This window comes from Methylobacterium sp. SyP6R (assembly GCF_019216885.1).
Taxonomy (GTDB): Bacteria; Pseudomonadota; Alphaproteobacteria; order Rhizobiales; family Beijerinckiaceae; genus Methylobacterium.
This window is the reverse complement of record NZ_JAAQRC020000001.1, coordinates 3,870,548-3,885,192: the sequence shown is the minus strand read 5'-3', so window position 1 is coordinate 3,885,192 and position 14,645 is coordinate 3,870,548. Positions and strand designations below refer to the sequence as shown.

The following is a 14,645-nucleotide window of genomic DNA, read 5'->3' as shown; positions in this document are numbered from 1 at the left end:
CACAGCTCTACGCGGCACCACCCCCACCCCTAGCCCCTCCCCACAAGGGGGAGGGGAAAGCGCACACGTTTACAATGGGTTAGCTCTGGGAGGAGAAGTGTGAATCCAATAGCCTCTGCGGGGGAGGGTGGCGAACGAAGTGAGCGCAGCGGGACGAAGTCCCGCCGAGAGGGGCAGCGCGACGCTGATCCAGGTGGCGCGTGTTCCCATGGTCGCGACCTCTCCGGAAGCGGCGTCCCCTCTCCCGGCCCGCTCCGCAGGCCACCCTCCCTCGCAGAGGGGGGAGGGGTCTTGCGTGGCGGCCCTCACCCCTACACCGCGCAACTTCGTGCATCGTAGCACCGCCATCGACTTCCATTTCATATCTTAGATTTTTTACAAATTATCCCTGACGGCCGCGTCGTTATTTAGAATATATATCATCTATATATAACTGTATTGACAGTCTAACACGCAATCTGCTTAATCTATTCACGTCACAGATCATTTCGCAAAACCGGCAAACATTTTTGCAAAATCTGCTGAGTGAGGTCGCCCCCATGATCGTCGACAAGGTTACCGATCTGATCGGCAATACCCCGATGCTGCGGGTCCCGGTGCCCCATCGCGAGACCCGGCTCCTCCTCAAGATGGAGAAGATGAATCCGGGCGGGAGCACCAAGGACCGGATGGCGCACAGCATGGTGCTCGCCGCCATCAAGGCCGGGCGGCTGGCGCCCGGCGGGGTCGTGGTGGAATCCTCCTCCGGCAATACCGGCATCGGGCTGGCCATCGCCGCGGTCGAATTCGGCCTGCGCTTCATCGCGGTGGTCGATCACCACGCCGCCCCGGACAAGATCGCGGTGATGCGGGCGCTCGGCGCCGAGATCCGCTTCGTCGAGGGCAATTATCGCGAGGACGAGGTCGCGGTCGTCGAGCGCCAGCGGATGGCGGCGCGGATCGCCGCCGAGATCCCCGGCGCGGTCTTCATGAACCAGTCGGACAACACCGCGAATGCCGGCGGCTACAGCGCCTTCGTGCGCGAGGCGATCGAGCAGGCGGAAGGCCGGATCGACGCCTATGTCGGCTGCGTCGGCACCGGCGGCTCGATGACGGGGATCGGGCACGGCCTCAAGGCGCATCATGCCGACACGGTCATCGTCGCGGTCGAGCCGGACGGCTCGATCGTGTTCGGCGGCCCAGGCCATCCCTATTACCAGTCGGGAACCGGCACGCCGGAGGGCGACACCGTCGGCCTCGTGCTCGATTACGGCTGCATCGACCTCGGCCTGCGGGTCACCGATTCCGAAGCCTTCGAGACCGCGCGCCATTTCGCCCGCCGCACCGGTCTTCTCGTCGGCGGCTCCACCGGCGGCACCCTGTACAAGGCGCTCGAACTCGTCGCCGAGGGGCGCATCGCCGGCAACGTCCTGATCTCCGTCGCCGATGGCGGCGAAAAGTACCTCCAGACCATCTTCAACGATGCCTGGATGGAGGCGAAGGGCCTGCGGGATCCGGCAATCGCGGAACGGCTCGACGACTGGCTCGGCCGCCGCGCCGCCGAGAGCCCCCGGGCCGCGCTGCCCCGCCTCGCGGTGGCCTGATGCGGATCCTCGACGTCACGGTCTGCGGCGGCGGACGGACCGGGCATCTCCACGCCGTGCTGCTGAGCCGGCAGCCGGGGGTGCGGGTGTCCTGGCTCACGGGCAACCCCGAGGTGGTCGGGGGTGCGGCGGGCGGCATCGTCGCGCGGATGCCCGACGGATCGACCCTGCGGGGCGAGCCGGCGCGGGTGGGCACCGATCCGGCCGAGGCCTTGCGCCACGCCGACGTGGTGGTGATCACCGTCCCGGCCCATGCCCGGGCGGCCACCTTGCGGACGATCGCCCCGCACCTGCCCCGCGACAAGCCGGTCTTCGTCGGGGCGATTCCCGGCTTCTGCGGCTTCGACTGGCTCGCCGAGGCGGCGCTCGCGGGCCGGCCGAACGCGGTGATCTGGGGCATGAAGGACGTGCCCCACATCGCCTGCGATCTCGTGCCCGGCCGCAGCATCCGGATGGCCGGCGCCAAGGAGCGCCTGCACGTCGCGCTCCACCGCTGCGAGAGCCCGGAATCCAGCGACGCGCTCGCCGGCCACCTCGCCCGGATGTTCGCCGCACCGGTCACGATGCTGCGCGACTACCTCGAGATCACCCTGACGCCGGGCAACCCGATCATGCACAGCGCGGTGATCTACGGCCTCGTCGGCCCTTACGGCCAGTGGCGCGACCGGCCGCTGCCCGAGGGCTTCTGCTGGTGGAGCGATTGCCCCGAGCTCGGAGCCTATTTCCTCGAACGCAGCGACGAGGAGAACCAGCGCCTGCGGCGCGGCGCCGAGGCGCGGCTCGGCATCGACCTCTCGTCGGTCAAGCCGCTCAAGACCGAGATCGTCGAGGCCTATGGCGACCAGATCGCCGACGCGCACACGATGCTCACGGTGCTTCGCACCAACCGCGCCTATGCGGGCATCGGAGCGCCTCTCATCCATGACGCCCGGCTCGGCGGTCCCACCATCGACCGGGCGAGCCGGGCCTTCACCGAGGACGTGGTCCACGGGCTCGGCCTCCTGGTCTGGATGGGCCGGCGCCTCGACGTGCCGACGCCGACCCTCGACGAGATCCACCGTTGGGCGCTCGCCCATATGGGCCGCGCCGACAACGCGCCGTCCCACAATTCCCTGTCCCATCTGCCCCAGGACTGGCCGGGAGCCGTATGATGACCGCCTCGCCCGCCCCTAACTATCAGGATGCCGGTTTCGACGGTGATGCCGCCCTGCTGGCAGCCTCGCGCCGCAACGCCATCCGCCGCCTCGTGCGCTGCCTGTTCGCGGAAGGCCTCCTCGATGCGGACCGCCTCGTCGTCTCCGGCCAAGAGGCCCGGCTGCCGCTGGCGCAACCCGGCAGCCACCTGCATTTCGCCCGGATCGCCATCGCGCCGGCCCGCACGATCGTGGTCCGCGGGCCGATCACCGGGGTCGATGCGGACGGGCGCACGACGCCCGTCGAGGAGCCGGACACGCTGCTCGACCTTGTCGTCGGGCTGTTCGACACCGCGCCGAGCCCGGAAGGGCTGGCCGGGCTGAAGGCCGACATCGCCGACAGCATCCGCAACGATGCCGCCGCTCGCCGCCGCCGGGAGGCCTGGAACCGGGACCTCGCGCGGCGCATCCGCGCCGCCGGCGAGACCGACCTGCCGGGCTACCTGCGCCGGCATGCCGGCGTGCGGGAGACCGCGATCCTCCTCGACCAGTGGGGATCGCTCGAAGGGCATCCCTTCTATCCCACCTGGAAGACGCGGCCGGGGCTCACCGAGGCCGAGGTCGCCGCCCTGTCGCCGGAATTCGCCGCCCGCGTGCCGGTCCGGGTCGCGGCGCTCCGGGCCGACATGGCCCATGTCGAGACGATGCCGCACGTGGAGGACGTCCACGGCTGGTTCGCCGCGGCGTTTCCGTGGATCTGGCAGTCGTGGCGCGCGGGCCTCGCGGCGCGCGGGCTCGACCCCCTGGACTGGCTGCCGCTGCCGATCCATGCCTGGCACCTCAAGGCCTTCGTGCGCGAGCACTTCGCCGGTGAAGTCGCGGAGGGCGCCCTGGTCCTCGAGGGGCCGGAGATCGAGACGGCGCCGAGCATGTCGTTCCGCACGATGATGCCCGAGGGACCGCCGGACGCCCCCTTCATCAAGCTGCCGATCGCGCTGTGGATGACGAGCGAGCAGCGCAGCCTCCAGGCGAAGTCGATCCATATGGGGCCGCGCAACTCGGCGGTCATCGCCGCGATCCTGGAGCGCGAGCAGGGCTTTCACGGGCGGCTGGCGATCTACCCGGAGGAGGTCGCCTATCATTACCGCCACGCTTTGCGCCGCGACGATGCGCCCGGCAAGAACCTCTCGGTGGTGTTCCGGGCCGTCACCCCGGCCTTCGCGGCCTGCGAGGGCCAATTGCACGTGCCGGTCGCGGCCCTGTTCACGGCGCTCCCGGAGAGCGGCCGGCCCTTCGTGACCGCGCTCGTCGGGGCGGGCGACCCCGAAGACTTCTTCCGGGATTATGCCCGCGCGGTCGTATCCCCGGTGGTGGCGATCTACCTCCTCTACGGGATCGGCCTGGAGGCGCACCAGCAGAACACCAGCGTGGTGTTCGACGCCGAGGGACGGGCGCTGCGCATCCTGGTGCGCGATTTCGGCGACGGGCGCAGCTTCGCGCCGCTGCTCGAAGCGCGGGGGCTGACGCTCCGGCCCTACACCTATCCGGGCATCCTGCCGACGGTTTTTACCGACGACATCGCGCCGGTCCGCGCGCTGGTGCTCAACGCCTGCTTCGTCTGCCACCTGCACGAGCTGGCGCTGGCGCTCACCGCCGCCTACGACATCCCGGACGACCGGCTCTGGGGCATCCTCGCCGAGGAGACGGACGGCGCCTTCGAGGCGATAGCCGAGCGGGTCGAGCCGGGATTCTGGGCCGCGGAACGGGAGGCGTTCCTGCGCGCGCCGTGGACCGCCCGCTCGCTCCTGCGCATGCACCTGTCGCGCTACACCGATTACCGGCTCCAGCACGGGCTGCCCAACCCGCTCGACCCGGCGACGCGCGGCCTGTGAGATTCTGTTCAACCGGCGATCACGGCATCGCATGGAATTTTTCTGTCCCACCCGCGACCTCATCCTGAGGTGCGACTGAAAGGAGCCTCGAAGGAGGCCTCCAGACGTCTCGGTGATGTCTGGAGCCCTCCTTCGAGGTCAGTCGATCTTCGATCGACCAACACCTCAGGATGAGGTCGTGGATGGGACGAATGACATTGATTGGTCGACCAGGCTCCGACATGGCAGGCACCCCCGGCACCCTCCGCCTGCTCTTTACCATCCAGCTCATCACGATGACGGCGATGGAGATGAGCGGGCCGTTCTGGCCGCTGCGGCTGAAGGAGATCAGCGCCTCGGACCTCGCCTTCAGCGTGGCGGCCACCGGCACCTACATCGCCCCGATGCTCGGCATCGCGCTCACCGGCAGCCTCTGGGGCCGGGTCGGGGACCGCTACGGCCACAAGCCGATGATGCTGCGCGCGCTCGCCGGCCTCGCCCTGACCCAGCTCGGCCTCGCTCTCGCGGGCGATCCATGGACGATCGTCGGCTTACGCTTCATGCAGGGCGCCTGCGCCGGGTTCTCGGCCCCGGCCCAGGCCTACGGGGTCGGCCTCGTCACGGCGGAGCGTCGCGGCCGGCTGTTCGCCTTCCTGCAGGTCTCGACCAATGTCGGGTCGCTCGGCGGCGCCGTCCTCGGCGGCGTCATCCTCGACCATGCGAGCTTCTTCTGGATCAACGCCGCCGCGTCGGCGCTCTGCGTGGCCTGCGGCCTCTGCGTGGCGGCGCTCCTGCCGGCGACGCGCCCAACCCCGAAACACCCGGCCGGGGCGGCGGCGCCGGCAGCCTCCGTCTGGCGCAACCCGGTGATCCTCGGCCTCCTGCTGGCCCATGGCGGCCTGCTGGCGAGCCGGCTCCTGCCGCAGATGCCGTTCTCGCTCTACGTGCGGGGCACCTTCGGGGTCGAGAACTGGGTGATCGGCCTCTGCTACGGGCTGATGGCGACGGGCTTCGTCGCCTCCGCCGCCCTCTGGGCGCGGCTGTTCGAGGGCCGGACGCGGCAGGCGACACTCGGCGGCATCGCCCTCGTGGCCATCGCCTGCGCGGGCGTCGCGCTCGTCGCGGGCACCACCCCCAGCATCGTGGTCTTCGCGGCGAGCTATGGCGCCTGGGGCGCGCTTCTCGGCGCCACGACCCCGGTCCTGACCGGCCTCATCTCGCGCGAGGCGGCGGCGCACCGGCAGGGCCACATCCTCGGAATCGTGCAGAGCACGACCCAGGCCTCCTCGATGGCGGGCGTGGCGTTGGGCGGCCTCGTCAGCCAGGCGGCGGGGTCGGCTGCGATCTTCCCCGCCGTCGCGGCCCTGTACCTGGTCTCCTGCGGGCTCCTGCTCCGGGTGCGCCAAGCGCAGGACAGCCGGTCCCCGGCGACACTGAGCCCATCACCATGAAGGAATCCCTCCTCATGACCGGTCCCGATTGCCTCCTCCTGCCCGTGCGGCTGCTGCGCCCGACGGAGGAGACGATCCTCGCGCGGGTGCGCGAGGTCGTCGCGATGATCCTGGCCGAGCAGGCCTGGACGCAACCGATCTGCATCGAGGAGAGCGTGCACGCGCTCCTCGACGGCCATCACCGGCTCGCCGCCGCGCGGGAACTCGGCCTCGCCCGGGTCCCGGTCCAGGTCTTCGACTATGACGAGGTCGAGCTACTCTCCTGGCGGCCGGAAGTCGCGCCGACCCGGGCCGAGGTCCTGGCCCGCGCGATGAGCGGCAGGCTATACCCGCACAAGACGACCCGCCACGTCTTCCCGCCGCGCCCGGCCCGGCCGGTTCCCCTCGCGTCCCTCACCGACAGGATCGGATCGCGCGAGCGCGCCTCCCGCGCCGGCCTGACGATGCGCGCCCTCACCCGGGCGTCCAACGCCGGCCCCGCCCTGGTGCCCTCTCGCCGTCACACATCGCGGTCCGAGTGATGTCCCCGTTCGAAGGCAGCGCGCCTCTCCTCCCCCCGGCGATCCCGGGCTTGCCCGGAATCGCTGCAAGTTGTGGGGAGGAGCTGGAGGTGGGGGTGGTGCAGGAGGCACCGCAGCGCTTTATCCGGCACCACCCCCACCCCTAACCCCTCCCCACAAGGGGGAGGGGAAAGCGCCATATCCACTAAAGGGTTGGAGTTTGAAGGCGTTGCGTGAACTGGCAAGCTCCAGCGCTCGGTCGTCAGCACGGATGAGCGCGACGATCACCCGGCGCCGCCTCCTCCAGGGAGCCGCCGCCTGCCTCGCGCTGCCCTCCGCCGCGCGGGCGCAAGCCCCGTCCGAGACCCTGACCGACGTGCTCGGCCGTCGAATCGCCGTCGCGCGCCCGGTGCGCCGCATGATCCTCGGCGAGGGCCGGCAGATCTTCGTGGTCGGCGCCCTCGACCGAAAGAACCCCTTCGGCCGGGTCGTCGGCTGGCGCAACGACCTCATCACCTCCGATCCCGACACCTGGCGGCTGTACCGGCGCCTCTACCCGGCAGCCGCCGACATCCCGCTCTTCAACGGCATGCGCGACGGCACCTTCGACGTGGAGCGCGCCATCGCGCTCCAGCCCGACGTGATCCTGCTCAACCTCGAGGCCAGGATCGCGAGCGAGGAGGGCCGGCTGGTGGAGCGGCTCGCCGCCCTCGGCATCCCGGTCGCCTACGTCGATTTCCGCGAGAAGCCCTTCGTCAACACGACGCCCTCGATCCGCCTGCTCGGACGGCTGATGGGCCGGGAGGAGGTGGCCGAGGCGCTGATCGCGTTCCGGGACGCCGAGATCGCCCGGGTCACCGACCGGCTGGCCCGGGCCGGGGACGTGAAGCGCCCCCTGGTGATGCTCGACCGCATCCCGGGCTATTCCGACGAATGCTGCCTGTCGTTCGGGGCGGAGAATTTCGGCCGCATGGTCGAGATGGCCGGCGGCCGCAACCTCGGCAGCGGCGTGATCCCGGGCACCTTCGGCATCCTCAACCCGGAAGCGGTGCTGGCCGCCGATCCCGACGTGGTGATCGCCACCGGCGGCAACTTCGAGGCGTTCCAGCCGGGCGGGGCCTGGGTTGGGCTCGGCCCCGGTGCCGACCTGGCGGAGGCCCGCCGCAAGCTCGCGGCCCTGATGACCCGTCCCGCCTTCAAGGGCACGAAGGCGGTTCGCACCGGGCAAGTCCACGCGATCTGGCACCAATTCTACAACAATCCCTACCAGTTCGTGGCGATCCAGCGGATCGCGAAGTGGCTCCATCCCGAGCTGTTCGCCGATCTCGACCCGGAGGCGACCTTCCGCACCCTGCACGAGCGCTTCCTGCCGGTGCCCTACGAGCCCGGCTACTGGATCAGCCTGGAGCGCGCGCCGTGAGAGGTGCCGATTCCGCCGCATCCTACCGGGCCCTCGTCCGGCGCCGCCTCGTCGTGCTGGCGGGCCTCACCGCCCTCGTCCTCGCCTGCTTCCTCGCCGACCTGACGATCGGGCCGACGCGCTACGGGATCGCCCAGGTGATCGAGGCGGTGGCGAGGCCCGCCCACGTGACGCCGGCGCTACGCGTCGTGGTCTGGGAGCTGCGCATGCCGGTCGCCCTGATGGCGGTGGTGACGGGGGCGGCGCTGGCGATCGCCGGGGCGCAGATGCAGACGATCCTCGCCAACCCCCTCGCCAGCCCCTTCACCCTCGGGATCTCGGCCGCGGCCGGCTTCGGCGCCGCGCTCGCCCTGGTGACCGGTGTCTCCCTCGTGCCGTTCGCGCCCGATTACGGCGTGCCGCTCAACGCCTTCGTGGTCGCGATGGCGGCCGCCCTGCTGATCCACGCGCTCAGCCGGATGCGGGGCGCCACGACCGAGACGGTGATCCTGCTCGGCATCGCGCTCGTGTTCACCTTCAACGCGTTGACCGCCCTGCTCCAGTTCTTCGCCTCCGACCAGGCGCTGAGCGCCGTGGTGTTCTGGACGATGGGGAGTCTCGCCCGCACCACCTGGCACAAGCTGGCGCTCACGAGCGCGGCGCTCGCCGTGACGCTGCCGTTCTTCCTGCGCCGGGCCTGGTCGCTCACGGTGCTGCGGCTCGGCGACGACAAGGCGGCGAGCTACGGCATCGACGTGCGGCGCCTGCGGCTCGAGACGATGCTGCTGGTCTCGCTCATCGCCGCGGTGCCGGTCGCCTTCGTGGGCACGATCGGCTTCGTCGGGCTGGTCGGCCCGCACATCGCCCGCATGGTCATCGGCGAGGACCAGCGCTTCTTCCTGCCGGCCTCGGCGCTCGCCGGGGCGGCGATTCTCTCCGCCGCCTCGGTCGCCAGCAAGTCGATCATCCCAGGCGCGCTGGTGCCGATCGGCATCGTCACCGCGCTGGTCGGCGTGCCGTTCTTCTTCAGCCTGATCCTGTCGAGCCGGAGGCGGGCCTGGTGATCACCCTCGCGCTCGATGCCGTCGGCGTGCGCTACGGCGCGCGGACGGTCCTGGACCATGTCACCGTCCCGGCGATGCGGGGCGGGGAGGTGGTGGCGGTGATCGGCCCCAACGGGGCCGGCAAGTCGACCCTGTTGCGGCGCATCGCCGGCCTCGTCGGCGGCCCCGGCCGCGTACACATGGAGACCGGGACGCCGCGGCCGGCCCGCGCCTGCTACCTGCCGCAGGACTCGACCGCCACTGCGGTTCTGACGGTGTTCGAATCGATCCTGCTCGCGGTGAAGCGCGATGCATCCTGGCGGGTCGAGGACGAGGCCCTGGCGAAGGTCGAGGCGCTGCTGCACCTCCTCGACATCGAGGCGCTGGCGTTTCGCAATCTCGGGGAATTGTCGGGCGGCCAGCGCCAGCTGGTCTCGATCGCCCAGACCCTTGGCCGGGAACCCGACGTGATGCTCCTCGACGAGCCGACGAGCGCCCTCGACCTGCGCCATCAGCAGCAGGTCGCCGCGATCACCCGCCGGATCACGGCGGAGCGCGGCATCGTCACCCTGGTGACGGTCCACGATCTCAACCAGGCCCTGCGGATCGCCGACCGGGTGCTGGTGCTGGCGGCGGGGGGCCTTGCGGCCTTCGGGCCGCCGCGGGAGGTCGTCACGCCCGGGTTGATCGCCGAGGTGTATGGGGTGCGGGTTCGGGTCGAGGAGTTCGGGACTGGGAGGCCGTACGTCATCGTCGAGGATGAGGCGTGACAGCGACGACGTGCGATCCATTCACGTGACGGGTCAGCGTATCCGCTCTTCTCCCGATTGGCAGGGCTGTCGGGAGACCGGAAGGGCGCGGGCTTCTCCTCTCCCCGCGGGCGGGGAGAGGGCCGTGTCACCGTTCAGGGGACACGGCAAGCGGAGGCGCAGCCGGAGCGAGGGTGAGGGGGTCTCTCCGGATGAGACTCCTCCGGTACCTCCCCCTCACCCTCGCCCTGCGGGCTCCCTTCGCCCCGACAAGGGGGCTCAGGCCTCTCCCCGCCCGCGGGGAGAGGGGATTTCCCGCGCTTTACCGGTATCGAATCAGATCACGCCGGAGTCAGATCACCCCTTGGCCGCCGTCACCACCACCTCGATCATCGCACCACCGCCGAGATCCGCGACCCCCACCGTCGCCCGGGCCGGCAGGTCGTCGCCGAAGAAGCGGGTCCAGGCGGCATCCATCTCCTTCTTGTGCGACAGGTCGGTCACGAAGATCGTGGCGGCGACGATGCGCGAGGCATCGGTCCCGGCCTCCTTCAGGTAGCCGGCGATTTTTCCTAAGATGTTCTCGGTCTGGGCGCCCATCGACACCGAGGTGTCGTCCGCGATGGTGCCGCCGATGAAGACGAGGCCGTTCACCTCGACGGCGCGGTGCATGATCGGGGTGCGGATCGAACGGGTGATGGTCATGGGATTCTCCTTGAACGTCAGGATCGGAAACGCTCGATGCCGAGCGCGCCGATCCGGGTCTGGGTGCCGCCCTCGACGACGAGCTCGGCCATGACGGCGCCCGCGCCCGGCCCGAGCTGGAAGCCGTGCAGCGAGAAGCCGAACTGGTGAAACAGGCCTGGATGCCAAGCGCTCGGCCCGAGGACCGGCAGGTCGTCCTTGGTCCTGGCCTCGATGCCCGCCCAGGCGCGCAGGATCTGGGCCTCGCGCATCACCGGAAACAGCTCGAACACCGTGCGGGCGCTCTCGGCGAGGCGGCGCCAGTTCAGCACCGTCGTGCCCCTGTCCTGGTCCGGCACCGCGAGGTGCCCGCCGCCGATCAGCACCGTGCCGTTGGCAAATTGCTTGAACGACAGCTTGCGGCCGCGCAGGATCACCACCGGATCGATGAAGTGCGGCACGCGCGAGGTGATCATCAGCATCGGCGCCACGGTCTCGACCGGGACCGGCTCGCCCAAGGATTCCGCGATGCGCCCGGCCCAGGCCCCGGCGGCGTTGACGAGGACCGGCGCCGCATAGGTGTCGGCCCCGACATCGACCCGCCACAGCCCGTCCTCACGGCGCACGTTTTTCGCCGGCTCGCCCTCGCGCACGATGGCGCCGAGCCGTTCCGCCTTGCGCCGGAACGCCGCCACCGTGCGGGCGGGTTGCGCCGCGCCGTCGCGGCGCGAGACGATTCCGCCCGGGCAGGTCTCGGCCACCGCCGGCACGAGGCGGCGCAGTTCCGCCCCGTCGATCAGTTCCTCGTGGGTGAAGCCGTGCCCGTGAAGCTCCGCGACCCGCTCGGAACAGGCCGCGAGTTCCGCATCGTCCTCGGCGACCAGTACCTGGCCGTGGCTCTCGAAGCCGCAATCGTCGTCGACGAGGTCGCCGATCCGCTCCCAGAGATCCATCGCGCGGATCGAGAGCGGAATCTCGGCGACGTGGCGGGCGAGCTGGCGCACCCCGCCGGCATTGACGCCCGAGGCGTGGCGGCCGGCATAGTCCTTCTCGATCAGGACGGGCTTCAGCCCGGCCCGGCAGAGATGCAAGGCGGTGGAGCAGCCGTGGATCCCGCCTCCGACCACGATGGCATCCGTGAGCACCGTCATCCGCGCACCACCGCCTCGGTCTCGGCCTTCGACTTCGGCAGGGCGGCGAGCTCGGACAGCGCGATCGGTTTCACGGGAGCGCGCAGGCGGTAATAGCCGATCTCCTGCGGCGTCTTCCCCCGCGCCTCGGCCATCAGCTCGGTGACGGTGAGGCCGCAGAGCCGGCCCTGGCACGGGCCCATGCCGGTGCGGCGATAGGCCTTGAGCTGGTTCGGCCCCGTCGCCCCGATGGCGACCGCCTCGCGGATGTCGCGGGCGGTGATCTCCTCGCAGCGGCAGACGACCGTGTCGTCGGAGGGGATGCGGAACTGCTTTCCGGGCCGGAACAGCAGGTCGAGGAAGGGCCGGCCGCGCTCGGCCCGCGTCAGGTCGGCCAGCACGCTCTCCCGCGCTTCGAGCTTGGCCCGGGATGCGGGCGCCAGGGCCTCGACGGCCGCGAGCGCGGCGAGGCGTCCGCGCAACGCCGCGGCCTCGGCCCCGCCGATCCCGGCCCCGTCGCCCGCCACCGCGATGCCCGCGACCGAGGTCGCACCATCCTTGCCCAGAACCGGCAGCCAGGCGAGCTGGACGTCGTCCCAGGCATGCTCGACGCCCGCCGCCATCGCCAGGTTGACGTTCGGCACCACGCCCTGATGCAGCAGCAGCAGCGAGGCCGGCAGGGTCTCCTCCCGCGCGCCGACCTTGTAGGTGACGCGCGACAGCTTTCCCTCGCCGTGGGCGGCGAGATCGGTGACGCCGGAGACGACACCCACCTTCGCGCGCACCTCGCGCATCAGCGCGAGGCCCTTGCGGAAATACGGCGAGGTCGCGAAGGCGAGCGCGTGGGGCAGGGCGCCGACGATGTTCCTGCGGTCGGTGGTGTCGAGGATCCGGTCGATCCGGCCGCCGAGGCGCAGGATCTGCGCCGAGAGCAGCCACAGCAGCGGCCCCTGGCCGGCGATCACCGTCGGCTCGTCCGGCACCAGGCCGGAGGATTTGAGCAGCGTCTGGGCCGCACCCGCCGTCATTACGCCGGGCAAGGTCCAGCCGGGAATCGGGAAGGGGCGCTCCAGGGCGCCTGTCGCCAGGATCACCCGCCGGGCGGTGACGAAGGCCGAGCCGCCGCCGATCGAGACGCCGATCTCCAGCGCCGTGTCGAGGCTCCACACCGTGGCGCGGTGGATCACCTCGGCGCCGCTCTCGCGCAACGCCCGGACCAGCGCCTCGCCACTCCAGAAATCGGGTCCGAGCTTGCCGCGGTCGGCGAGCGGGGTCGAGGTGATGGCGCGCCAGACCTGGCCGCCGGGGCCGGCATTCTCGTCGAGGAGCAGGACCGACAGGCCGGCCTGGGCGGCGGTGGCGGCCGCGGCGAGGCCCGCCGGGCCGGCGCCGATCACCACGACGTCGTAAGCATCCTTCAGGGGTGCGTTGCTCACCGGCCGATCTCCCGCTTGCCCTTCTGGATCTCGATCTCCATCCCGTCCGCCACCGGCACGAGGCAGCCCTGGCGGTTGCCGACGCCGTCGATGGTGACGAGGCAGTCGAAGCACACCCCCATCATGCAGTAGGGCAGCCGCGGCGCCCCGCTGACGGCGGTGAGCCGGCGCACGTCGCGGCCGGAGGCGAGGAGCGCCGCCGAGACGGTGTCGCCCGCCCGCGCCTCGACGGGGGTGCCCTCGACGAGGATGCGGACGATGGGTCTGGTGTCGTGGTCGGATCGCTTGAACATGGGCGTCTCCGGGCCTGGGGGCCCTTGTTTCAGTGTTAGATCCTGTTCGAGGAGGCTTCAGCCCGTCCCACCAGCGACCTCATCCTGAGGTGCGACCGGAGGGAGCCTCGAAGGAGGGCTCCAGCTGTCTCGCGCTCCCTGGAGCCCTCCTTCGAGGCTGCTACGCAGCACCTCAGGATGAGGTTCAGGGTGGGAGGGATCGTCGAAGGCGGGGTCCTCAATAATACCCGCTCCCCGTCCGGCTCTCCTGCGCCGCGAAGCGCTTCGCCGTGAAGGCGCCGACCAGGTCCGGCTCCAGGCCCCCCTCCGCCACCATCCGGGCGATCTCGAAGGCGTGGTTGGCAGCCAGCGTCACGCCGGAATGGCAGCAGGTCACGAAGGCGCCCGGATGGGTCTCGGACTGGTCGTAGATCGGAAAGCCGTCCCGCGGCATCACCCGGATGCCGGACCAGGTCCGCACCACGTTGAGCCGGGCGAGATGCGGGAAGGTGCGCTGCGCCCGGTCGGCCATCACCGCATTGATGCCCTGGCGCATCGAGCGGTCGTCGAGGATGTCCTCCTTGCTGTCGCCGATCATCACCGTACCCTCGTCGGTCTGGCGCAGGGTCGCCAGCGTGTGGGGCAGGAACGGCGCGGTGCGCTCGGTGACGAGGATCTGGCCCCGGGTCGGGCCCATCGGCGCCGAGAGGCCGACCATCGGGGCGAGGTCCTGGTTGGCGTTGCCGGCGGCGAGCACGACCTTGGCGGCGCGCACCTCGCCGGCGGGCGTCGCCAGCCGGAACTCCCCGCCCTCGCGGTCGATGCGTGAGACCGGCCGCTCGGGCAGGTAATCGACGCCGAAGGCCTTCATGCCGGCATGCAGCGCCCGGTAGGTGCGCAGCGAATTCACGTGGCCGTCGAGGGGGCAGAAGCTGCCGCCGGAGACCTCCGGCCCGAGGCCCGGCAGGGCCCGCCCGGCTTGCGCCGCCGAGACCATCTCCATCCGGTAGCCGTCGGCGCCGAGCTGGTTGTGCATCCGGGCGACGAGATCGGCGCGGCGGCCGTACTCGGCCTCACCCAGCGTGAGGTGGAAGCCGCCATTCTGCTGCAGGCACACGTCGAGACCGGTCTGCTCGCGGAGCGCCGCGGCGAGGTTGGCCCAGCTCTGGGCCCCGCGCACGGTCCAGTCGGTATAGGCCGGCATGCCGAGCCCCTTGCTCTGCACCCAGACGAGGGCGAAGTTCGCCCGCGAGGCGCGCTTGGCGACGTCGCCCTCGTCGAGGACGGCCACCCTCTGCCCGAGCCGGCCGAGGCCCCAGGCGATGGCCGAGCCGAGCAGGCCGCCGCCGATCACGGCGACGTCGTAATCCCTGGACATGGTGAACTCCTGTACG

Annotated in this window: 13 protein-coding genes; 8 read left to right on the top strand and 5 right to left on the bottom strand. The window is 70.8% G+C overall.

Annotation, left to right across the window (positions count from 1 at the left end; genetic code table 11):
* The first annotated feature begins 539 nt into the window (after nt 1–539).
* The 8 genes from HBB12_RS17910 (at nt 540) to HBB12_RS17875 (ending at nt 9,750) form a co-directional block, all read left to right on the top strand.
* Complete coding sequence (locus HBB12_RS17910; protein WP_236990585.1) at nt 540–1,583, top strand: PLP-dependent cysteine synthase family protein; 1,044 nt, start codon at nt 540–542, stop codon at nt 1,581–1,583.
* Nucleotides 1,583–2,734, top strand: a complete 1,152-nt coding sequence (locus HBB12_RS17905; protein WP_236990584.1) for an NAD/NADP octopine/nopaline dehydrogenase family protein — start codon at nt 1,583–1,585, stop codon at nt 2,732–2,734. The genes HBB12_RS17910 and HBB12_RS17905 overlap by 1 nt, the downstream gene beginning before the upstream one ends.
* Nucleotides 2,734–4,608 (top strand): IucA/IucC family protein, encoded by a 1,875-nt coding sequence (locus HBB12_RS17900; protein ID WP_236990583.1) that lies wholly within the window; start codon nt 2,734–2,736, stop codon nt 4,606–4,608. The genes HBB12_RS17905 and HBB12_RS17900 overlap by 1 nt, the downstream gene beginning before the upstream one ends.
* Before the next feature lie 221 nt (nt 4,609–4,829).
* A complete protein-coding gene (locus tag HBB12_RS17895; protein WP_236990582.1) occupies nt 4,830–6,038 on the top strand; it encodes an MFS transporter in 1,209 nt (402 codons plus the stop codon).
* Nucleotides 6,039–6,052: 14 nt separating this feature from the next.
* Nucleotides 6,053–6,559, top strand: coding sequence for a ParB N-terminal domain-containing protein (locus HBB12_RS17890; RefSeq protein ID WP_236990581.1), 507 nt, complete (start codon nt 6,053–6,055; stop codon nt 6,557–6,559).
* Between the two features lie 250 nt (nt 6,560–6,809).
* Nucleotides 6,810–7,958 (top strand): ABC transporter substrate-binding protein, encoded by a 1,149-nt coding sequence (locus tag HBB12_RS17885; protein WP_236990580.1) that lies wholly within the window; start codon nt 6,810–6,812, stop codon nt 7,956–7,958.
* On the top strand, nt 7,955–9,001 hold the full coding sequence (locus HBB12_RS17880) for a FecCD family ABC transporter permease (protein WP_236990579.1): 1,047 nt from the start codon (nt 7,955–7,957) through the stop codon (nt 8,999–9,001). Before HBB12_RS17885 ends, HBB12_RS17880 begins: the two co-directional genes overlap by 4 nt.
* A complete protein-coding gene (locus tag HBB12_RS17875; protein WP_236990578.1) occupies nt 8,998–9,750 on the top strand; it encodes an ABC transporter ATP-binding protein in 753 nt (250 codons plus the stop codon). The genes HBB12_RS17880 and HBB12_RS17875 overlap by 4 nt, the downstream gene beginning before the upstream one ends.
* 336 nt (nt 9,751–10,086) lie before the next feature.
* Here HBB12_RS17875 and HBB12_RS17870 read toward each other — a convergent pair whose 3' ends face one another.
* The 5 genes from HBB12_RS17870 to HBB12_RS17850 all read right to left on the bottom strand — a co-directional run bounded on the left by HBB12_RS17870 (nt 10,087) and on the right by HBB12_RS17850 (nt 14,629).
* A complete protein-coding gene (locus tag HBB12_RS17870; protein ID WP_236990577.1) occupies nt 10,087–10,434 on the bottom strand; it encodes a RidA family protein in 348 nt (115 codons plus the stop codon).
* 17 nt (nt 10,435–10,451) lie between these two features.
* The gene (locus tag HBB12_RS17865) at nt 10,452–11,564 is read right to left on the bottom strand and encodes an NAD(P)/FAD-dependent oxidoreductase (RefSeq protein ID WP_236990576.1); all 1,113 of its coding nucleotides are present in this window, start codon (nt 11,562–11,564) and stop codon (nt 10,452–10,454) included.
* A complete protein-coding gene (locus HBB12_RS17860; RefSeq protein WP_272913281.1) occupies nt 11,561–12,979 on the bottom strand; it encodes an FAD/NAD(P)-dependent oxidoreductase in 1,419 nt (472 codons plus the stop codon). The genes HBB12_RS17865 and HBB12_RS17860 overlap by 4 nt, the downstream gene beginning before the upstream one ends.
* Nucleotides 12,976–13,272, bottom strand: coding sequence for a (2Fe-2S)-binding protein (locus HBB12_RS17855; protein WP_236990575.1), 297 nt, complete (start codon nt 13,270–13,272; stop codon nt 12,976–12,978). Before HBB12_RS17855 ends, HBB12_RS17860 begins: the two co-directional genes overlap by 4 nt.
* Nucleotides 13,273–13,489: 217 nt before the next feature.
* Complete coding sequence (locus HBB12_RS17850; RefSeq protein ID WP_236990574.1) at nt 13,490–14,629, bottom strand: NAD(P)/FAD-dependent oxidoreductase; 1,140 nt, start codon at nt 14,627–14,629, stop codon at nt 13,490–13,492.
* Nucleotides 14,630–14,645 lie beyond the last annotated feature (16 nt).